The organism is Sphingomonas sp. (assembly GCF_013812825.1).
Lineage (GTDB): Bacteria > Pseudomonadota > Alphaproteobacteria > Sphingomonadales > Sphingomonadaceae > Sphingomicrobium.
Genome location: NZ_JACCSU010000018.1, coordinates 25697 through 45741, shown reverse-complemented (window position 1 = coordinate 45741; position 20045 = coordinate 25697). Strand labels below are relative to the sequence as shown.

The 20045-nt window shown below is 66.1% G+C and carries 21 protein-coding genes; 13 read left to right on the top strand and 8 right to left on the bottom strand.

Annotated elements, in window-relative coordinates; translation table 11 throughout:
- Positions 1-2: 2 nt before the first annotated feature.
- Together H0T81_RS02405 and ppk2 are read right to left on the bottom strand one after the other, a co-directional pair.
- Complete coding sequence (locus tag H0T81_RS02405) at positions 3-701, bottom strand: hypothetical protein (RefSeq protein WP_294009381.1); 699 nt, start codon at positions 699-701, stop codon at positions 3-5.
- A gap of 100 nt (positions 702-801) precedes the next feature.
- Complete coding sequence (ppk2, locus tag H0T81_RS02400; RefSeq protein ID WP_294009379.1) at positions 802-1578, bottom strand: polyphosphate kinase 2; 777 nt, start codon at positions 1576-1578, stop codon at positions 802-804.
- Between the two features lie 121 nt (positions 1579-1699).
- Between ppk2 and H0T81_RS02395 the strand changes: the two genes are divergently transcribed.
- The 5 genes from H0T81_RS02395 (at position 1700) to H0T81_RS02375 (ending at position 6510) form a co-directional block, all read left to right on the top strand.
- Entirely contained in the window at positions 1700-2695 is a 996-nt protein-coding gene (locus H0T81_RS02395) for an SDR family oxidoreductase (protein WP_294009377.1), read from the top strand.
- Positions 2692-3177, top strand: coding sequence for a DUF2231 domain-containing protein (locus H0T81_RS02390; protein ID WP_294009375.1), 486 nt, complete (start codon positions 2692-2694; stop codon positions 3175-3177). Before H0T81_RS02395 ends, H0T81_RS02390 begins: the two co-directional genes overlap by 4 nt.
- Before the next feature lie 12 nt (positions 3178-3189).
- Complete coding sequence (locus tag H0T81_RS02385) at positions 3190-4947, top strand: family 1 glycosylhydrolase (protein WP_294009373.1); 1758 nt, start codon at positions 3190-3192, stop codon at positions 4945-4947.
- Complete coding sequence (locus H0T81_RS02380) at positions 4947-5489, top strand: hypothetical protein (protein WP_294009371.1); 543 nt, start codon at positions 4947-4949, stop codon at positions 5487-5489. Before H0T81_RS02385 ends, H0T81_RS02380 begins: the two co-directional genes overlap by 1 nt.
- A 220-nt stretch (positions 5490-5709) precedes the next feature.
- On the top strand, positions 5710-6510 hold the full coding sequence (locus tag H0T81_RS02375) for a L,D-transpeptidase family protein (RefSeq protein WP_294009369.1): 801 nt from the start codon (positions 5710-5712) through the stop codon (positions 6508-6510).
- Between the two features lie 3 nt (positions 6511-6513).
- Here the strand turns inward: H0T81_RS02375 and rplQ are convergent, their stop codons facing one another.
- The 3 genes from rplQ to H0T81_RS02360 all read right to left on the bottom strand — a co-directional run bounded on the left by rplQ (position 6514) and on the right by H0T81_RS02360 (position 9106).
- Complete coding sequence (rplQ, locus tag H0T81_RS02370) at positions 6514-6933, bottom strand: 50S ribosomal protein L17 (RefSeq protein WP_294009366.1); 420 nt, start codon at positions 6931-6933, stop codon at positions 6514-6516.
- Between the two features lie 178 nt (positions 6934-7111).
- Positions 7112-7723 carry a hypothetical protein gene (locus H0T81_RS02365; RefSeq protein ID WP_294009364.1) on the bottom strand — a complete coding sequence of 204 codons (612 nt, stop codon included), beginning with the start codon at positions 7721-7723 and terminating at the stop codon, positions 7112-7114.
- A gap of 546 nt (positions 7724-8269) precedes the next feature.
- Entirely contained in the window at positions 8270-9106 is an 837-nt protein-coding gene (locus H0T81_RS02360; RefSeq protein ID WP_294009362.1) for a DUF3883 domain-containing protein, read from the bottom strand.
- 86 nt (positions 9107-9192) lie between these two features.
- On the opposite strand from H0T81_RS02360, the gene H0T81_RS02355 reads away from it, so the two are divergent.
- The gene (locus H0T81_RS02355) at positions 9193-10479 is read left to right on the top strand and encodes a hypothetical protein (protein WP_294009360.1); all 1287 of its coding nucleotides are present in this window, start codon (positions 9193-9195) and stop codon (positions 10477-10479) included.
- A gap of 151 nt (positions 10480-10630) precedes the next feature.
- On the opposite strand, the gene H0T81_RS02350 is transcribed toward H0T81_RS02355, so the two are convergent.
- From H0T81_RS02350 to rpsM, 3 genes are all read right to left on the bottom strand, one after another.
- Positions 10631-11698 (bottom strand): DNA-directed RNA polymerase subunit alpha, encoded by a 1068-nt coding sequence (locus tag H0T81_RS02350; RefSeq protein ID WP_294009359.1) that lies wholly within the window; start codon positions 11696-11698, stop codon positions 10631-10633.
- Between the two features lie 86 nt (positions 11699-11784).
- On the bottom strand, positions 11785-12174 hold the full coding sequence (gene rpsK / locus H0T81_RS02345) for a 30S ribosomal protein S11 (RefSeq protein ID WP_294009358.1): 390 nt from the start codon (positions 12172-12174) through the stop codon (positions 11785-11787).
- A 67-nt stretch (positions 12175-12241) separates the two neighbouring features.
- Entirely contained in the window at positions 12242-12610 is a 369-nt protein-coding gene (gene rpsM / locus H0T81_RS02340) for a 30S ribosomal protein S13 (protein ID WP_294009357.1), read from the bottom strand.
- A gap of 253 nt (positions 12611-12863) precedes the next feature.
- Here rpsM and H0T81_RS02335 point away from each other — a divergent pair, with 253 nt between their 5' ends.
- The 7 genes from H0T81_RS02335 (at position 12864) to H0T81_RS02305 (ending at position 20045) form a co-directional block, all read left to right on the top strand.
- Entirely contained in the window at positions 12864-13796 is a 933-nt protein-coding gene (locus tag H0T81_RS02335; protein WP_294009355.1) for a bifunctional riboflavin kinase/FAD synthetase, read from the top strand.
- The gene (locus H0T81_RS02330; protein WP_294009353.1) at positions 13793-14842 is read left to right on the top strand and encodes a glycerophosphodiester phosphodiesterase family protein; all 1050 of its coding nucleotides are present in this window, start codon (positions 13793-13795) and stop codon (positions 14840-14842) included. Before H0T81_RS02335 ends, H0T81_RS02330 begins: the two co-directional genes overlap by 4 nt.
- 170 nt (positions 14843-15012) lie before the next feature.
- Entirely contained in the window at positions 15013-17985 is a 2973-nt protein-coding gene (gene ileS, locus H0T81_RS02325) for an isoleucine--tRNA ligase (RefSeq protein ID WP_294009351.1), read from the top strand.
- Between the two features lie 117 nt (positions 17986-18102).
- On the top strand, positions 18103-18642 hold the full coding sequence (lspA, locus tag H0T81_RS02320) for a signal peptidase II (protein ID WP_294009349.1): 540 nt from the start codon (positions 18103-18105) through the stop codon (positions 18640-18642).
- A complete protein-coding gene (locus tag H0T81_RS02315) occupies positions 18635-19045 on the top strand; it encodes a DUF3035 domain-containing protein (protein WP_294009348.1) in 411 nt (136 codons plus the stop codon). Before lspA ends, H0T81_RS02315 begins: the two co-directional genes overlap by 8 nt.
- Positions 19046-19075: 30 nt before the next feature.
- The gene (locus tag H0T81_RS02310; RefSeq protein ID WP_294009346.1) at positions 19076-19627 is read left to right on the top strand and encodes a winged helix-turn-helix domain-containing protein; all 552 of its coding nucleotides are present in this window, start codon (positions 19076-19078) and stop codon (positions 19625-19627) included.
- A gap of 52 nt (positions 19628-19679) precedes the next feature.
- On the top strand, positions 19680-20045 hold the full coding sequence (locus H0T81_RS02305) for a hypothetical protein (RefSeq protein WP_294009344.1): 366 nt from the start codon (positions 19680-19682) through the stop codon (positions 20043-20045).

Here is a 20045-nt window from a genome sequence, read left to right as displayed (position 1 = left end):
GCCTATTCGGCCGGCGTCCCGGCTGGAGGGGCAGCCGCCGGACGAACGGCCGTCGGCGGAGCGGCCGCTTGATCGATCTCGAAGTCGCTCATGTAGCGCTTCATCCCCTCGCGCTCGCCATATTCGGTGAACCACAAGGCGAGGAAGCCGTAGTTGAAGGCGACAGACATCACCACCGCGAGCTCGACCGCGCCGATCCCCGCCGACAGGCCGATGCCGACCGACAGCAGGATGAACAACGCATCGCCCGAGCTCTTGAGCGAGTTCTTGAAGCGCACCGCGCCGGCGATCCCGGCGAGCGAGAACGCCAGCGCCAGCGAGTTCTGGACGATGACGACGATTCCGGTGACGACCAGCGGCAGGATGATGATCGTGCTGATCAGCGACTGGTCGTATTCGTCGCCGTGGCGGATCGCCATGTAGGTCCAGCTGACCGGCAGCGCGGTCAGCAGCGCGCCGACGATCGCGGTCGACAGCCAGAACAGGCTCTCGCCGAGATTGGCGACGTTTTCGGTCTGCTGGACCTGGACTCCGGTGAGCCCGTTCGCTCCCGCCTGCTGCGGCTGGTTGATCAGCTCCTCGACTCCGCCGACCGGGAGGTAGTCGCGGACCCAGGGGAACAGCATCAAGGCGGCGTAAACCAGCACCGCGATGACCAGATAGTAAGCGCTCAACTGAGCGAACAACCGCCACGCCTTCATCGCTCTCCCTCCCGAACCAGAGCCCCCTGCCGAGCAAGCGTCATGCCGCTCAAGCTACGCTTTTCGCAGCGCTCCGCAATCGCCGCGTTCAGGCCCGCTATCAGGCCCGGTAATTGGGGATCGGCTGGAGCACTCCGAACCGCTCCTTGCCGGCGGGACCGGGCAGCGGCGGCCAGTCGATCTCGTTCAATGGCAGCTCGGTATCCGGGATCCGGTCGAGCAGGTCGCGGAGCAGGGTCAGCCGGCCCAGCGCCTGGTCGTTGAAGTCGACCAGGGTCCAGGGCGCGAATTCGGTGTGGGTCGCGGCGAGCATCGTCTCGCGCGCTTGCGTGTAGGCGTCGTATTGGCTGCGCGCGGCGACATCGATCGGCGACAGCTTCCAGCGTTTCAGCGGGTTGCGGCGGCGGTTTTCGAACCTTTGCTCCTGCTTGTCCTGGTCGCAGCACAGCCAATATTTGTAGAGCAGGATGCCGTCCTCGACGAGGTGCCGCTCGAACTCGGGCACCGCGCGCAGGAACGCGCCAGTGTCGGCGTCCGAACAATAGCCCATCACCGGCTCGACCCCGGCGCGGTTGTACCAGCTGCGATCGAACAGCGCGATTTCGCCCCTCGGCGGCAAATGCGCGGCGTAGCGCTGGAAATACCATTGCGCGCGCTCGCGCTCGTTGGGGGAGGACAAGGCGACGACGTGGCACTGCCGCGGGTTGAGCACTCGGGCGATCATGTCGATCGAGCCGCCCTTGCCGGCGGTGTCGCGGCCTTCGAACAGGACGACGACCCGCTGCCCGGTCTCGGCGACCCAGCGCGCCATCGCGCTCAGCTCCTTGGTGAGCGGCTTGAGATGCCTTTCGTAATCCTCGGCGCTGATCTCGGCCATTCCCGACCCCCTCGCCCGCCTTAGTGGCAAGGAGGCGACGGCTCGGCAAGGGGCAGCGGGGCGCCTTTTCGGAACTTCGGGGATGCGGTGGCATTTGGATTCCAGCACAGCGGAGAATTGAATGACCGAAATCGCGGTCATCACCGGCGCGTCCGCCGGGATCGGCCGGGCCGCCGCGCGCGAGTTTGCGCGCCGCGGTTGCTCGGTGGCCTTGATCGCGCGCGGCCGCGACGGCCTCGACGCAGCCGCCAGGGAAGTCGAGCAGCTCGGCGGCCAGGCGCTGGCCATCCCGGCCGACGTCGCCGACCCCGATCAGGTCGACCGCGCCGCCGACCGCGTTATCGACGAGTTCGGCCGCATCGACATCTGGGTCAACAACGCCTTCGCCGGCATTTTCTCGCGCTTCATGGACATGAGCCTCGAGGAGTTCCGCCGGGTCGTCGACGTCACCTTCTACGGGCAGATCCACGGGACTCGGGCGGCGCTCCGGCACATGATTGCGCGCGACTGCGGCTCGATCGTCCTGATCGGATCGGCGCTCGCCTACCGCGGCATTCCGCTGCAGTCGGCCTATTGCGCGGCCAAGCACGCGCTCCAGGGCTTCCAGGATTCGCTGCGCGCCGAGCTGCTCGCGATGGACAGCAAGGTGCGCCTCGCGATGGTCCAGCTGCCGGGCGTGAACACGCCGCAATTCGACTGGGTCCGGGCCCATCTCAGGGGCCGCCCGCAGCCGGTCGGAGCGGTCTACCAGCCCGAAGTCGCCGCCCGGGCGATCTGGAAAGCCGCCCATTCCAGCCGCAAGCAATGGATCGTCGGCGCGCCCGCCTACCAGGCGATTTTCGCCGACAAGCTGATTTCACCGCTGCTCGACCGCTATCTCGCCATGACCGGCATCGAAGGCCAGCAGGATGAGCAGCCGCTCGAGCCGGGCCGGAAGGACAATCTGTTCGAGCCGGTGGCGGGCGATCACGGCGCCCACGGCCGTTTCGGCGAGGGCGCGAAGACCCGCTCGCCGCTGTTGTGGGCCAGCGAGCACCGCGGCTGGCTGGCGGCGGGCGCGGCGATGGCCGTCGGCGCCGGGCTGCTGGGCGCAAAGTACAAAGGAGACGGCAAATGAACGATATCGACGACAACCGTGGGGTTCACGATCACCCGCGGAGCACGGCCCGCATCGGGACCCACCCGATCCATCCGATGCTGATCCCGTTTCCGATTACCTGCCTGGTCGGCGCGTTCGTCACCGACCTGTTGTTCCTCGCTTACGGGGACACGGGGTTCGCGACCGCATCGCGGTGGCTGATCGGCTTTGGCATCGGCACGGCGTTGGTTGCCGCGGCCTTCGGACTGATCGACTTCATGGGCGACGACCGGATCCGGCGGCTCAACCATGCGCTCCAGCACATGATCGCGAACGTCGCGGCGGTCGTCCTGTCGATCGTCAATCTGGCGATCCGGCTCGATGGCGACGACAATGTCCTGTCGCTCGGACTCTATCTGTCCGGCGCGGTCGTTCTGATCCTGATCTTCAGCGGCTGGAGGGGCGGCGACCTCGTCTACCGCCACGGCGTCGGCGTGATCGACCGCGACCGCGCCCATTAAGGGGCCGGGCGCTTGATCCGGGTCGTCGCGCTGCGCAAGGCGGCGCTCGCCGGCGCGGCGGGCGCGCTCGCCTGGGAAGCCGTGGTCCGCGGCCTGATCCTCGCCGGAATCCCGCTGTTCGACATCGTCCGCGGCCTCGGAACCCTGGTGTCCCCGGACGGACCGGCGCTCGTCTGGTGGCCGGTCGGAATGGCCGCGCACATGGCGGTCGGGGTCGCCTGGGCGCTATTCTACGCCTATTTCTTCTGGGCGAGGTTCGACTGGCCGCCGCCGCTTCAAGGGCTCGCCGTCAGCCTGCTCCCGGCCACGCTGGCGCTGCTGATCGTCGGCCCGCAACTCGAGCTGATGCATTCCCAAGCGGCGATCGTCACACTGACGCCCTCGCTGCTGCTGCCCGACCTGAGCGCCGGCCATCTTGGCGGGTTGCTGCTCGGCCACGCGATCTTCGGCCTCACCATCGGCGCCCTCTACACTCGCCCGGTCGGCTATCCCGCCGATCGGCCGCCGCCGGTCCGGATGCATCCGCCGCGCCGGTCCAGCCCGCCTCGCAGCGCCCGCCGAGGCGACAGCCGAAGCTTTATTTTCGCGACCGGGATCGAGTGTAGTTATCCGACCATCGAGGGGGGCCGCTGGCGGCGCGACCAGATGCGCGGCACCGGCCATTACGAGCGCTGGAGCCAGGATTTCGAGCTCGCCCGCGAGATCGGGGTCACTCATTTGCGCTACGGTCCGCCGCTGCACCTGATGTTCACCGCGCCCGGCCAGTACAACTGGGATCTCGCCGACGAGCCGATGGCCGATCTTCGCGACCATGGCCCGGAGCCGATCGTCGATTTGTGCCATTTCGGAGTGCCGGGCTGGCTCGGCAACTTCCAGAACGCCGACTTGCCCCAGGCGCTGGGCGAATATGCGGCGGCCTTCGCGCAGCGCTACCCGTGGGTGCGCTTCTACACGCCGGTCAACGAGATGTACGTCTGCGCCCGGATGAGCGCGCTCGACGGGGTCTGGAACGAGCAGCTCAAGGACGACAAGGCGTTCCTCACCGCCGCCTTCAACCTCGCCGGATCGAGCGCCCGGATGACCGAGGCGATCCTTCGCCACCGGCCCGACGCCATTTTCGTCAACAGCGAGAGCAGCGAGTTCTGCCAGCCGTGCTGCCCCGACGAGCGGATCGAGGCGATTGCCGCTTTCGAGAACGAGCGGCGCTTCCTGCCGCTCGACCTGATTTTCGCGCACCCCGTTTGCGACCCGATGCTGGCCAAGCTGCGCGAGCACGGGATGGAGGACGATTATCGCCGCTTCCTCGCCCGCGAGGTGCCGCGGCGAACGATCCTCGGACTCGATTATTACGAATGGAACGAGCGGCTGGTCGACAATGACGGCCGGGGCCGCGCGCTCGGCGAGCTGTTCGGCTGGTACGTGATCGCCAACCAGTACCACGAGCGCTACCGGCGGACGATGATGCACACCGAGACCAACCGGCTCGACGCATCCGATGGACCGCGCTGGCTGTGGCGGCAGTGGCACAATGTCCAGCTGCTGCGCGGCGCCGGCGCGCCGCTCGTCGGGTTCACCTGGTACAGCCTCACCGACCAGATCGACTGGGCGATCGGGCTGGGCAAGCCGCTCGGCGGAGTCGATCCGGTCGGGCTGTTCGACCTCAACCGCGACCCGCGCGCGGTGGGTCTCTCGTACAAGCATTTGATCGACATGCACCGCGACCAGCCGGGCTTTGGCGAGTGCCCGGCGCTTGCCGAGCTGGTCGACTGATGGCCGGCTTCCTTGGCGCCCACGGCTACGATCCCGGCCCGACTCAGCGGCCGCTGCTCGCCGGAGCACTGAGCGGCCTGCTGGCGACCGCTCCGGCGATCGCCCTGCTGCACGCGTTCGGCTCGCTCGAGGTCGAGGCGCGGATCCTCGGCATTGGCATCCTCGCCACGCTTCTCGCCGGCTGGCCGCTGATGGCGCTCGCCGGCGCCGTTTACGCGCGTCTGTTCGGGCGCGCCGCGAACCATCCTCGCGGCGGCTGGCTGTTCGGGATGGCGTTCGGCTTCGTCGTCTGGGCGGCCGGAGCGGTGATGGTCCTGCCGATCGTCAGCGGCGGGGAGGCGCCGGCCGGCACTGCCGCCCTCGGAGTGTTCCTGTCGCTGGTCGTGTGGGGCGCCGCGCTCGGGGCGATCGTGCCGTTCGTCCACCGGCCGCTCCACCGCAACCTCGAAGATGCCGCCCACCGGTCCGAAGCCGGCCCGACCGTCGCGGCCGTCAGTCAGCGCAACCGGGCGCCTCGGCAAACCGGCAACCGTTCAAGTTAGGGGCGCCGAAGGCCGCGACTCGCCGCGTTGCCGCTTGTTCCAGGCCAGCTCGCCCTGATTGTGCGCTGGACCGAGCAACGGAGGGCGCAAATCCGACTCGCAAAGCTCGAGTCGGCGCCGAGTCGCGAGTCCTGATTCGTAACATGTCAAGAATTTTTGCAACCCGCCGCGCGGCACGCGCGTTGGAACGTCAAAAGGCTTTAAAGAAAAGAGAATTACCGTGTTTCTGCGGACCCTGTCCCGCGGCGCTGTTGCTGCGCTGCTGTTTTCTGCCGTGCCCGCGATCGGAGTGACGCCTGCGTCAGCGGCGACTCCGGCCGCCGCCATGGCTGTGCCCGCCGACTTCGGCTCACCGGTCTATCCCAAGCGCGGCCGCTATTTGCTGGTCGACGCCGCCTCGGCGCGATTGTTCATGGTCGAGGACGGCCAGGTGGTCGACACGATGCGGGTGATCGTCGGCAAGGCCGACGCGCAGACCCCGACCATCGCCAGCAAGATCTATTACGCGACCCTCAATCCCTACTGGAACGTGCCGGCCGACCTGGCTCGCAAGATCATCGCCCCGCGCGTCCTCAAGGACGGCGTCGATTATCTTCGCAAGCACAATTACCAGGTGCTCGCGAGCTTCGACGAAAACGCTCCCGAAATCTCGCCCGAGAGCGTCGACTGGAAGGCGGTCGCCGCCGGCCGCACGACGGTCAAGGTCCGCCAGCTGCCGGGCCCCGGCAACTCGATGGGCCAGGTCAAGTTCGGCTTCCCCAACGGCCACGGGATTTTCTTGCACGACACTCCAAAGAAGGACCTGTTCGCGAGCGACGAGCGCGCGGTCAGCAACGGCTGCGTGCGGCTCGAGGATGCGCCGAAACTCGCCCGCTGGCTGCTTGGCCGCGATCCCGTCGTCGCGTCGCCCGAGCCCGAGCAGCACGTCGCCTTGCCGCGCGCGGTGCCGATCTACATCACCTATCTGAACCAGCCGGCCGAGCTTGCTCTCGCCGGCGGCGGCACCTCGGTCGCCCGCTAGGCCTCAGGCGGCGAGCTCGTCCTCGTCGGTCATCACCGGTCCCGAATCCTGGCCCTTGGCGTCGGGATCGCGGTCGACGAACTCGATGATCGCGATCGGCGCGGCGTCGCTCATCCGGATGCCCGCCTTGATGATCCGGGTATAGCCGCCGGAGCGCCCGTCGTAGCGCGGCCCGATGACGTCGAACAATTTGGCCAGCTGCGCCTCGTCCATCAGCCGCCCCTGCGCGAGCCGCCGGTTCGACAGCCCGCCCTTCTTGGCCAGGGTCACCAGCTTCTCGACATAGGGCCGCAGCTCCTTGGCCTTGGCGGTGGTGGTGGTGATCTGCTCGTGCTTGATCAGCGCCGCCGCCATGTTGCGGAACAGGGCCGCCCGGTGGCTCGAGGTGCGCTGAAGCTTACGATGGCCGACGCGATGCCGCATGGCTTGTTCTCCGTTCGTCGGGGGACCGTGTCAGGTATCCCCAGCCAGGCGGCGCTCGGGGTGGCCACCACAAACCCATGAATTCCTCCCCGCGGAGCTTTGCTTCGGGGGGAGGGGGACCATCCGCAGGATGGTGGAGGGGTCCTTGCTCAAAGTACTGCTTCGAGCGAAGCGGGTCTCAAGCCGACGGCGGCCGATAAGTCAAGCCGATCCGGTCCGCCTCGCACAGGTTGGGCGGCTCTTCGGGCGGCGCGGCATAGTCGGCGCCGGGCACCCAGCCGGGCGGCACCAGCGTCTCGCCGTGCCGGGTCCAGCCCTTGGCGATCTTGCGCTCCTCGTCCTGGGCGACCAGCCGGTCGAGCTTGGCCATGAAGCGCGCGCGCAGCTCGTCCTCGTCTTCCTGGCTCATCTCCGCGGCCTGGTCCCCCCACCCGCGGCCGCCAGACGCACCCGCGCCCAGCTCCTTCTCCTTGCCTTCGCGCGCTTTCAGGATGTTGAGCGCCTCGCCGACGCTGACCTTGGGCGCCTCCTCGGACACGTCGAGCAGCTCGGGGTCGAACGCCTTCTCCGCCGCGTCCATCAGCAGCATCTGCAGCCGCGCCTTGCCGGTCTCGACCGCCGCTTCCCACGCGCGCCGGAACGCGGGCCGCCGCAATCGCCGGGCGTAGATGGCGTTGGTCGAAAACCCCGCCGCCGCGGCCGCGTCGCGAACGTTCGCCCGGTCGGCCAGAGCGGCGAAGAACCGCTTCTCCGCCGCCGCGTTCCATCGCCCCGCCCCAGCGCGAGCCACCCGCACCGACTCCGCGCCCGGCTGCAGCGCAAGTTCCGCCCCCGCATCAAAACTCCCTCTCCCGCCCGCGGGGCGAGGCGCGCAGGATGTCCGGGGGACATCCGAGCACCGCAGGGCGGAGCTTGAGGGTTGGGGTGAGGGCATGTCCCTACCCACGTTCGTCCCGAGCTTGTCGAGGGACCGCCCTTCCTCCCCATTTGCCCCGAACGCCGCCAGCGCCTCCGCCCAGCCATCGGCAAAGTCCGAATGACTCCGACGCCGGCTGTACGCGGTAGTATGATCCACCCCCGCCAGGTCCGCCGCCCGCCGCACCTCCCCGCACTGCTCCAGCGCGCGCAAAAACACCGCGGCCCAGCGCGGCGTTTTTCGTATCTTGGTCATGTGTCGTTGTTCCTCTTTGCTCCGCCCCTCCATTCGAGGGGAGGGGGACCATTCGCCAAAGAGCGAATGGTGGAGGGGCCGGCGCCGCCACGAACCGCCAACAGTTTCGAATCGCGCCGGTGTTTAACCTATCTGGAACACTGTAGGAAAGCGGTTTCTTTCGCTTCAGATCAAACTTGCTCGGTAATTCACCGGGTTCAGGGCAAGCCGTTCGCTCAGCGGTGGCCGCATCTCAAACGCACTCGGCTTCTCGATAAAGGAGTAGAGACGCAGCAACTTGAAGGCGTCTGGTTGCTCGTCACTGAATGCCCTCTCATTCTCTGAAAGGAAGAACGGTGTTTTGGCGGGGCCATTGGTTGTCTTCACCTCGATCAGCCGCTCGCCGCCACCTAAATCGAACGAACGGATGTCGTAACCGGCGCCGTCTCCCCGCACTTCAGACGTCCACTCGACTTTGCGCGCCAGATCATCCCGGCCTGCTGCCCGAAGCTCGTGTTGTTCGCGCAGATAAACCAACTCCTCGCCTCGTCTACCGAGCTTGCGATTGCGCGCGTCTCGCTCAGCCGGATCGAATTTCCGGACGAGCTGGCGAAGGCGATTGGGCTCACTTTGCTCCTTCGCAGTGACTTCTGGAGGGGGACCAATCCAAAGCGTCGGCGTGTCGGCAACTAGCCCCGGGACCGCCTCTGTGAATTGGAATATCGGCTGCCCCTTGGCCGTGAGATAGCGCTCGACGCTGTCAATGAGCGCGTTTTGAAAATGCGCGAGCGGTCTGTAGCCGCCAACGTAGGGAATTCCGAGCCGCTCTAGCACAGCGCTGATATTGCAATGCTTGAACTCGATAGACTTGCGGGTACGCGGAATCAGCTGCTGCAGCGCCTCATTGTGCTGAGCCTTGCTATACGGTCGACCACCAAGGTCGTCGCCGAGCATGCTGAAGTAATCCGCGACAATCGCATCGACTTCCCAGTCGGACCAGACGGTGCCGCGGACGTCGCTCATCGTCCTAGCATATCATCTCGCGCTTGCTGCGATAGCACGCTTGTCTAGAGTCAACGAAGCCGGATCACTTTTGAGGGAGCGAGGGCATGCCTTACCGAGAGGTGCCCATCAGCCAATTGCGCGTGAACCGGGCCAATGATCGCCATGGTGAACTAATCGACGAAACGGCAGCCGTGGCGGAGCTCTTTCGCTTGTATGATCAACGGATGAGAAACTTGGCTATCGATATAACAGAGCAGCGGGCGATCTACGATCCTCCGCTGGTTCGCTCTGTAAATCGGGAATTCGTCGTATTTGACGGCAACCGGCGCGTCACTTGTTTGAAACTCGTACTCGAACCGCAGCGAGCCCCCAACCAAGAATTGCAGGCTTTTTTCAGAGGACTGCACGGTATGTGGGAAGGCAACTTCCCGCGCTCCCTAATGTGTCAGGTAGAGAACGACCCGGACGTGGTCGACGCGATTCTTCACCGGCGCCACACTGGGTCGCAACAGGGCATCGGACAGATAGACTGGAACGATCGAGCCAAGCTTAATTTCGCCGAACGCACAGGCACTGGAGGCGGCGTGAACGTTGCCGCCGAAGTAGAACGATTCTTGCAGTCGGAAGATCGGCTTCCGGAACAGGCCATTCCCTGGTCGACACTCACTCGACTGCTTTCCTCAGAGGAGTTCCGAAATCGAGTGGGCGTCAGCACCGCTGGAGGGACTTTGAGGCTTACTCACGACCGCCAAGCCGTCACAGACGCGCTTAGTAGAATAACAACCGATCTAGCACGCCGAAATGTAACCCTTGGTGATCTTTGGGATAACGCTGGCAAGCGCGTTTATTTGAACGAACTTGAACAGCAAGGCGCTCTTCCGGGGGAAGAAGAGCGATTACCGCAGCCCGAGGCGCCAGAGGGAGTCCCACGTGCACCACGCAGACGGCGGCCGCGCCCTGCACCGGTGCAAACCACGTTCATTCCACGTGACGCACCGCACATCCCTTGGATTGGTGCACAGCAGCGCGCGCGCGCGATCTGGGAGGAATTGCAAACACTACAATTACACACTCATCCGAACGCAATTGCAGCGCTGGTGAGAATGCTCGTCGAAATGGCCGTCGAAGGTTACGTCGCAGAACACAACCTTGAGGTTGCCGAAGGGCTTTCACGAAGGGTGGGCGCAGTCGCAACGAATCTTCGCGACCGAGATATCATTGACGATGCTTATCTAGACGAAATCAACCGGATTAGGCGCGATGATGCTCTCATCTCTATACCCAGCATGCAACGCTACATACACTCACCGGACTTCGCGCCGCTAGAAAACGAGCTACGAACTTCCTGGACTCGGTTAGAGCGATTTCTCGTAGCGACCCTTAGTCGATGACGATTATGCCGAGAGAAACCTTCTCGGACGCCAATCATCAAAGCTGACCCTCGCATCGGACATTGTAACAGCCGCAAAAAGAGAAAGGGCCGCCCCTTCGGGCGGCCCTCCTTCCTGCTTAACCCAGGCGAAAGTACCACTTTCGCCTGCTCTAGCCCAGCATTTCCTGCTCGAGCTTCTTCGCCATCTCTTCAATATTTTCCGGCGGCCAGCCGGGGATGTCCATGCCCAGCCGAAGCCCCATGCTCGCCAGCACTTCCTTGATCTCGTTCAGGGACTTGCGGCCGAAGTTTGGGGTTCGGAGCATCTCCGCCTCGGTTTTCTGCACGAGGTCGCCGATGTAGATGATGTTGTCGTTCTTCAGGCAATTGGCGCTGCGCACGCTGAGTTCGAGCTCGTCGACCTTCTTGAGCAGGTAGCGGTTGAGCTGGTTGGTGTCGGCCGCGATCTGCTCGGCCGCCATCGGCGCGCCGCCCATCATCGCCGGCTGCGGGGCGCGGACCGCGCCCTCCTCGAAGTGGACGAACAATTGCAGCTGGTCCTGGAGGATCCGCGCCGCATAGCCGAGCGCGTCCTCGGGACTGATCGTGCCGTCGGTCTCGATGGTGAGCGTCAGCTTGTCGTAATCGAGCTCCTGGCCGACCCGGGTGTTCTCGACCTTGTAGGCGACCTGGCGCACCGGGCTGTACAGAGCGTCGACCGGGATCAGGCCGATCGGAGCGTCGGCCGGGCGGTTGGCCTGGCTCGGCACATAGCCTTTGCCGACGTCGGCGGTCAGCTCCATGTTGAGGGTCGCGCCCTCGTCGAGGTGGCAGATCAGCTGGTCGGGGTTGGTGACCTCGATGTCGCCGGTGGTGGCGATCATCCCGGCGGTCACGTCCGTGGGCCCGGTCGCCGACAAGTGCAGGCGCTTGGGCCCCTCGCCTTCCATCTTGAGGGCGATCTGCTTGACGTTCAAAACGATGTCGGTGACGTCCTCGCGCACTCCCGTCAGCGAAGAGAATTCGTGCAGCGCTCCGTCGATCGTGATCGCGGTGACGGCGGCGCCCTGGAGCGACGACAGCAGCACCCGGCGAAGCGAGTTGCCGAGAGTCATGCCGAAGCCGCGCTCCAGCGGCTCGGCGACGAACGAGGCGCGCCGGCGGGCATCGCCGCCGATCCTGCGCTCGAGGCTGTTGGGCTTCTTGAGTTCCTGCCAGTTCTTTGCGTTGACGGCCATGTTGTTCCCTTGGCAGTTGGGGGCGTTCAAGCCCCTGATTTCAATTCAATCTCGTCGTTCCCGCGAAGGCGGGAACCCAGCCGGCGCTAGACTCTCCGCCGCTTGGACGGCCGGACCCCGTTGTGCGGGATCGGGGTGACGTCGCGGATCGAGGTGATCTGGAACCCGACCGCCTGCAGCGCCCGAAGCGCGCTTTCGCGGCCCGATCCCGGCCCCTTGACCTCGACCTCGAGCGTCCGGACGCCATGGTCGGCGGCCTTCTTGCCGGCATCCTCGGCGGCGACCTGGGCGGCGTAGGGAGTCGATTTGCGCGAGCCCTTGAAGCCCATCATCCCGGCGCTCGACCAGGCGATCGCATTGCCCTGCGCGTCGGTGATGGTGATCATCGTGTTGTTGAAGCTGGCGTTGACGTGCGCGACTCCGGCGGTGATGTTCTTGCGCTCCCGCCGACGGATGCGCTGGGGTGCTTGAGCCATGGGTTCCTAAATCCTGTTGCGTTGGTAGGAGAAGTGTCTCGCGTCCATCCCCCGGATGGCCGCTCGCTTACTTCTTCTTGCCGGCGATCGGCTTGGCCTTGCCCTTGCGGGTGCGCGCGTTGATGTGGGTGCGCTGGCCGCGGACCGGCAGCCCCTTGCGGTGGCGAAGGCCGCGGTAGCAGGCCAGATCCATCAGCCGCTTGATGTTCATCGCCGTCTCGCGCCGAAGGTCGCCCTCGACATTGTGGTCGGCGTCGATCGACTCGCGGATGTGGAGCACTTCCTGGTCGGTCAGGTCCTGGACCCGCTTTTCCGGCCCGATCCCGAGCTTCTCGGTGATCTTCCTGGCCTTGCTCCGGCCGATTCCGTGGATGTAGGTGAGCGCGATCTCGACGCGCTTGTTGGTGGGTATGTTCACGCCGGCGATACGGGCCATTCCAAATCCTCTTTTAGCTCCACGGGCGGGGGAATTCCGACGCCCATCTCCTCGCTAGTCACCCGCAATCGGGAGCCCATCAAAGCCGAACTTTGACGAGAACCCTCAAACGAAAACCCGACGGGCGCACGAATGCGCCGCCGGGAACCGGTTGATCGGGATGAGTTGCAAATAGGAATTCACCAACACCAAGTCAAGCGCGGCGGGAGCGGCAATTGCGGCGGCCGGACCAGCCGGATAGAGCCGCCGCACGATGGAGCGGCTGACCCTCGATGAACCCCTGCCCGAGCGGCTTCGCGCCGGGGTCGTTGCGCTCGGCAATTTCGACGGCTTCCACCTCGGCCACCAGGCGGTCGTCAACCGGGCCGTCGCCCGCGGCCACCACGAGCGCCGGCCGGTCATCGTCGCCACCTTCGACCCGCATCCGGTGCGCCTGTTCAAGCCCGACGTGCCGCCGTTCAAGCTCACCAGCCTCGACCAGCGTCAGCGGCTGTTCGCCCACGCCGGCGCCGACGCCATGCTGGTGTTCCGCTTCGACAAGGAGCTCGCGTCGACCACCGCCGAGGAGTTCGTCGCCGGCCTGCTCGGCGATCGCATCGGCGCCGCCGCCGTCGTCACCGGCGACGATTTCACCTTCGGCAAAGGCCGCGGCGGCAACGTCGAAACTCTCAAGTCGCTCGGATTGCGATCCGGAATCGCCGCCGAGGCGATCGCGCCCGTGCTGCTCGACGGGCAGCGCATTTCCTCCGGCCGGGTCCGCGAGGCGCTGGAGGCCGGCGATCCCGGATGCGCAACGCGGCTGCTGAGCCGTCCCTTTGCAGTCGAAGCGACGGTCGAGCGGGGCGACGGCCGCGGCCACGAACTCGGCTGCCCGACCGCCAACGTCCGGCTCGGCGAATACCAGCGGCCCGCCTACGGCATCTACGCGGTGCACGTGCGGCTCGACGACGATCGCGAATATCCCGGCGTCGCGAGCCTGGGAGTGCGCCCGACCTTCGAACCTCCCGAAGAATTGCTCGAAGCCAATCTGTTCGGCTTCGACGGCGACCTTTACGGCCGGACGATCGAGATCGCATTGCACGCCTACATCCGGCCGGAACGCAAGTTCGACGACCTGCCCGCTCTCGCTGCCCAGATGCAGGAGGATGCGGCGGAGGCGCGCAAGCTGCTGGCGCTTCCGCAATGAAATATTGGCTGGGCTGGACCGCCTTCGGGCTCGCGGTCCTGCTGCTGCTGCTGACCGTGATCAACGCGAGCTGGCTGGCCGATGCGCCGCGCGGAGCGATCAAGCTCATCGCCCATCGCGGGGTCTCGCAGCTCTACGACCACGAAGGGATCGGCCGCGACACCTGCACCGCCGACCGGATCGAGCCTCCGGTCCACGATTATCTCGAGAACAGCATTCGCTCGATGAAGGCCGCTGCGCGGCTCGGCGCCGACATGGTCGAAATCGACATCGCTCCGACGGCAGACGGCAAGATCGCCGTCTTTCACGACTGGACGGTCGACTGCCGCACCGACGGCACGGGCGAGACCCGCGATCGGACGCTCGCCCAGCTCAAGGCGCTGGACATCGGCCACGGCTATACGGCGGACCACGGGAGAAGCTTTCCCTTCCGGGGCACGCGCAAGGACAGGCTGCCGAGCCTTGATGAGGCGCTGGCGGCGCTGCCCAACACGTCGATCCTGTTCAACTTCAAGAGCCGCAACCCGGGGGAGGCCGACCGGCTGGCGGCGGCGCTGAAGGCCGCTCGGCGCGATATCGAGGAGCGGAACGACGCCTTTTACGGCGCCAAGGGGCCGGTCGAGCGGATCAAGCGGCATTTTCCGGACGCCTGGGCGTGGAGCATGGAGGACGCGAAGGCCTGCACCAAGGACTACATCCTGACCGGCTGGACGACGATGGTTCCGCAAAGCTGCCGAGACGGCACCCTGATGGTCCCGGTCAACCTGCAGTGGCTGATGTGGGGCTGGCCCAACCGCCTGCTGCAGCGGATGGACAAGGTCGGCGCCCGGGTGATCGTCATCGGCTCTTACGGCAGCGACACCGGAGCCGGGCTGACCCTGCCCGAGCAGCTCGGCCGCATTCCGTCGAGCTTCACCGGCTATATCTGGGCCGAGGACATCTGGACCATCGGCCCGGCCTTGCGCCCCGGCCGCGACTTCCGGACCAAGGCGCAAGAGGAGGCGGCCAAAGCGGGGCTCGAACGGCGGCGGGCGCGGATGGAATAGCTCCTCCCCGGGACGGGGAGGTGGTAGCGCGCAGCGCTGACGGAGGGGGCCTTCAGCCTGGCACGCCGCCCCCTCCACCATTCAGTCTTCGCTGAATGGTCCCCCTCCCCGTTCCGGGGGAGGATCGCATCATTTGCATTCACCGGCCCGCCCGCTAGAGCGCCGCATCCATGTCCGACGCTCCTGAAAACCTCGGCGCCAAGCCCGGCGCTTCCGTTCAGGATTGGCGCTCGACCGTCTTCCTGCCGAAAACCGACTTTCCGATGAAGGCGGGCCTGCCGCAGAAGGAGCCGGCGATCCTCGCCCGCTGGCAGGAGCAGGACCTGTACGGCCAGGTCCGCAAGGCCCGTTCGGGCCGCGAAAAGTTCATCCTCCACGACGGCCCGCCCTACGCCAACGGCGACATCCATATCGGCCACGCGCTCAACCATACGCTCAAGGACATGGTGGTGCGCACCCAGACCCTGCTCGGCAAGGACGCGCCCTACGTGCCCGGCTGGGACTGCCACGGGCTGCCGATCGAGTGGAAGATCGAGGAGCAGTACCGCAAGAAGAAGCTCGACAAGCCTGTCCCGAGCGGAGCCGAGGGAGACGAGACCGCATTACGCGAATTCCGCGCCGAGTGCCGCGCCTATGCGCAGCACTGGGTCGAGACCCAGCGCGAGCAGTTGAAGCGGCTCGGCATCGGCGGCGACTGGGACAATCCCTATCTGACGATGGACTACGACGCCGAAGCGACCATCGTCGCCGAGCTGATGAAGTTCGCGGAGAGCGGTCAGCTCTACCGCGGCGCCAAGCCGGTGATGTGGTCGCCGGTCGAGAAGACCGCGCTCGCCGAGGCCGAGATCGAATATGAGGACATCGTCTCGACCCAGATCGACGTCGCCTTCGAGATCGTCGAGAGCCCCATTGCCGAGCTGGTCGGCGCCTACGCGGTGGTGTGGACGACGACGCCGTGGACGATCCCCGCCAATCAGGCGATCGGGTACAATCCGGAGGTTGATTACTATCTGTTCCATGTCCCTGATGGGCGGAAACTTCTGATTGCCGAAGATCTTCGAGACGCGCTGCAGTCTCGATCCGGATTGCAGAATGTCTTACCTGATGGCTTGTCCGACGAGATCGAGACAATCGTCGATGAGATCGCAAAGCGGAAAATCAAAGGGTTTCGGCTCGCCGGCACCATCGCCCGCCACCCGATGCACAAGCTCGGCGGGTTCTTCGCCGAGCCGCGGCCTTTCCTCGCCGCCGACTTCGTCACCACCGACCAAGGCACCGGCCTCGTCCACGAAGCGCCCGACCATGGCGAGGAGGATTTCTATCTGTGCCAGCAGCACGGCATCGACCCCGTTTTCGCGGTCACCGACGACGGGCGCTATCGCGAGGACTGGTTATGGCTCGGCGGCCAGGGCTCAGTCATCAACAACAAGTTCAACGCCCCCGACGGGCCGATCTGCTCGGACCTGCGCGACGCCGGGGCGCTGCTCGCCGCATCCGCGGACTTCCAGCACAGCTACCCGCATTCGTGGCGGTCCAAAGCCAAGGTCATCTACCGCTGCACCCCGCAATGGTTCATCGCCATGGATCGGGCGATGGAAGGACGCACCGCGACTTCGCTCGGCACGAACGGGGGGACAACACAAAACACAGCGTTCGTCCCGAGCGAAGTCGAGGGACGCACTTTACGCTCCACCGCGCTCCAGGCGATCGCCGACACCCGCTTCGTCCCCGAGAAAGGCCGCAACCGGCTGCACTCGATGGTCGCCGAGCGGCCCGACTGGGTGATCAGCCGCCAGCGCGCGTGGGGCGTACCGATTGCGCTGTTCGTCGAGCGCAAGACCGGCGAGCTGCTGGTCGACCCGGAGGTCAACCGGCGCATCGTCGAGGCGGTGCGCGCGGGGGGAGTCGATGCGTGGAACGACGACAATGCCGCTGCCATCCTCGGACCGGATCGCGACCCGGCCGACTATGAGCGAGTCACCGACATTCTCGACGTGTGGTTCGACAGCGGCTGCACGCATGTGTTCACGCTCGACAGCGGCCGCTGGCCCGAGCAGAGCTGGCCCGCCGACCTTTACCTTGAAGGCTCCGACCAGCACCGCGGCTGGTTCCAGTCGTCGCTGCTCGAAAGCTGCGGAACCCGCGGCCGGGCGCCGTACGACGCGGTGCTGACCCACGGCTTCACGATGGACTCCAAGGGCATGAAAATGTCCAAGAGCCTCGGCAATACGGTCAATCCGCTCGACCTGATGAAGGAGCATGGCGCCGACATCCTGCGGCTGTGGGCGCTGTCGGTCGACTTCACCGAGGACCACCGGATCGGGAAAGAGATCCTGGGCGGAGTCGCCGACCAGTACCGCAAGCTGAGGAACACGTTCCGTTACCTGCTGGGAGCGCTCGACGGCTTCAGCGACGACGAGCGGGTCAGCGACCCTTCGGCGATGCCCGAGCTCGAGCGCTACATGCTGCACCTGCTGGCCGAGCTCGACGGCAAGCTGCGCCGGGCGGTCGATGATTTCGACTACAACGCCTACACCCGGCTGATCGCCGACTTCGCCAACAACGATCTGTCGGCCTTCTATTTCGATATCCGCAAGGACTGCCTCTACTGCGAGGTCAATCCCGCGACGGGCAGGCAGACCGACAAGCGCCGCGCCTACCGCACGGTGCTCGACACGCTGTTCCACGCGCTCGTTCGGTGGATGGCGCCGGTGCTGGTGTTCACGAGCGAGGAGGTGTGGGGAACGCGCTTTCCCGACGCGGGGTCGGTGCATCTGCTCGAGTGGCCGGAGCTGCCCCTGTTCCCCGGCGAAGGCCGGGGCCCAGGCCTGGATCCCGGCCTTCGCCGGGAAACGGATTGGGACAAGCTGCGGGCGTTGCGGACCGCGGTCACCGAGGCGATCGAACCGCTGCGGCGCGACAAAATGCTGGGCTCCAGCCTCGAGGCCGAAGTGACTTTGCCCGATGCCGACGCTTCGCTCGATCTCGCCGAGCTGTTCATCGTCTCGGCGGTGCACGCCGGGGACGCGCTGGCAGTCGCCAAGACTTCGAACCGCAAATGCGGGCGCTGCTGGCGACACTTGCCGGAGGTGACCGAAGACGGCGCTCTCTGCGCGCGCTGCGAACAGGTGCTCCATGGCTAGTCTCCTCCCCGGGACGGGGAGGTGGCAGCCGCAGGCTGACGGAGGGGGTTCTGCGCGCCCCACACCGCCCCCTCCACCAGCTTCGCTGGTCCCCCTCCCCGTTCCGGGGAGGATTTAGTGCGCGCCCGCTCCTTCGGCTTCGCCATTGCGCTGGTCGTATTCGCGCTCGACCAGCTGACGAAGTGGTTCGTTGCCGGGCCGCTGGAGCTGGAAAGCGTCGGGCAGATCGTGCTTCTGCCGATCTTCAACCTGAGCTGGACCGAGAATTACGGGATCTCGCTCGGGCTGTTCAACGCCAAGACCGAGGTCGGCCGCTGGATGCTGGTCGCGGTCACCGGAGCGATCGCCATTGGCGTCGCCATCTGGCTCGGCCGCGAGAAGCAGCGCGGCGACCAGCTGGCATTGGGAATGGTGCTCGGCGGAGCGCTCGGCAACATCCTCGACCGGGTCCGCTTCGGCTATGTGGTCGACTTCGCCGACCTGCACTTCCGCACTTGGCCGGAGCAGCTCTGCTGGAGCTATGCTAATGATGCTTGCCGCCCGTTTTTGGTCTTCAATGTCGCCGACGCAGCGATTAGCATTGGAGTCGTCATCCTGTTACTGCGCGCGTTCCTCATCCGGGATGGGCGGCCAAAGGAGAATATCGAACATGCGTAAATGGAACTCCGCGCTTGTGCTGGTGCCGGCGCTCGCCCTTGGCGGCTGCGCGATTCTCGGCGGCGGCAACCGTGCGCCGGACGAGTTCGCGGTGGTGCGCAACGCGCCGCTGATCATCCCGCCCGATTATTCGCTGACTCCGCCGGTCGCCGGAACCGCCGCGGTCAGCCCGGCGGAAGCGCAGGCGCAGGCGATCGAGGCGCTGTTCGGCGGCCCCGCCCCGCGCAGCAACGCGGAAACCAGCCTGCTCGAGCGCGCCGGCCGCGACCGCGCGGCGATCGGCGCTCGCTCCACTGCCGGCGATCCCAACACGCGGGTGGTCGACAAGGGAACGGTGACGGCGCAAATCCTCGCGGCTCCGCAAGCCGACAGCCGCGACGCGTCGGTCCAGGTTCCAAGATAGCGGGCAAGCCGGGGGAGGGTGGCGGACATCATGGCTGAAGAATCGCTTTCCGCGCGCCTGGCCGAGGTCGAATCGATGATCGACCGCTCACGCCGCCGCTTCGACGAAGGATCGCGGCTGGTCGAGGAAGCGCACAAGGCGCTCGCCGACCTCCAGCAGGAGCTGATCGGCTCGCCAGTCAGCCTGTCTGCCGAAGACAGCGAGGAAGCGGCGTCCCGGCTGCTGACGTCGCTGAAGGCAGCCGGCGGCGAGATGCCCGAGACCCTGTGCGGCGGCCGGCTGTCGGTCGACCAGGTGCAGCGGCTGATCCGCATCGACGGCCATCCGATCGGCATCACCGAGATGGAGTATCGGGTGCTCGAGCTGCTGGCTTTCGCTCGCAACAACGTCGTCACCCGGGCGATGCTGTTGAAGCACCTCTACCGCCGCGCCGACGACCAGCCGCAGCCCAAGATCATCGACGTGTTCATCTCCAAGCTGCGCAAGAAGCTGCGGATGGCGTCGAGCGGCCACGAGTTCATCGAGACCATCCCGCAGCGCGGCTGGATCCTGCGCGACATCGACGACAAGTCCGGCGCCTAGCCCACGGGAAGCGATTCATGGTTTGTTAGCCTTACGGGAATAGCCCGGAGGAATGCTGCATTTTGTTCCCGTCCCGCAGGTCGATGAGTCTCCCGAACCCTATGCCGACGCGCTGGCCCGGCTGGCGAGTATCCGCCATGCGTTGCGGCTGGTCGATCCGTTCGGCGGCGGCCCGGCCTCGGACCCGTCGGACGATGACCGGATCGCGGCTCGCTGGAGCGAGGCCAGCACGGCCGAGTCCCGTTGTTTCGATAGCCGCACGGAGCGCACTGCGGGCGCCGCGGCGGCTGGGCTCGACGCCTTGCTCGGCGAGCGGGCAGCCGGTCGCCAACCCAATGAGGCGGCCAGCCGCCAGCTTGCAGAGGAAATCCGCCGCGGGCTCGAGGATGTCTCGCGGCTGATGCTCCGCGGCGCTTAG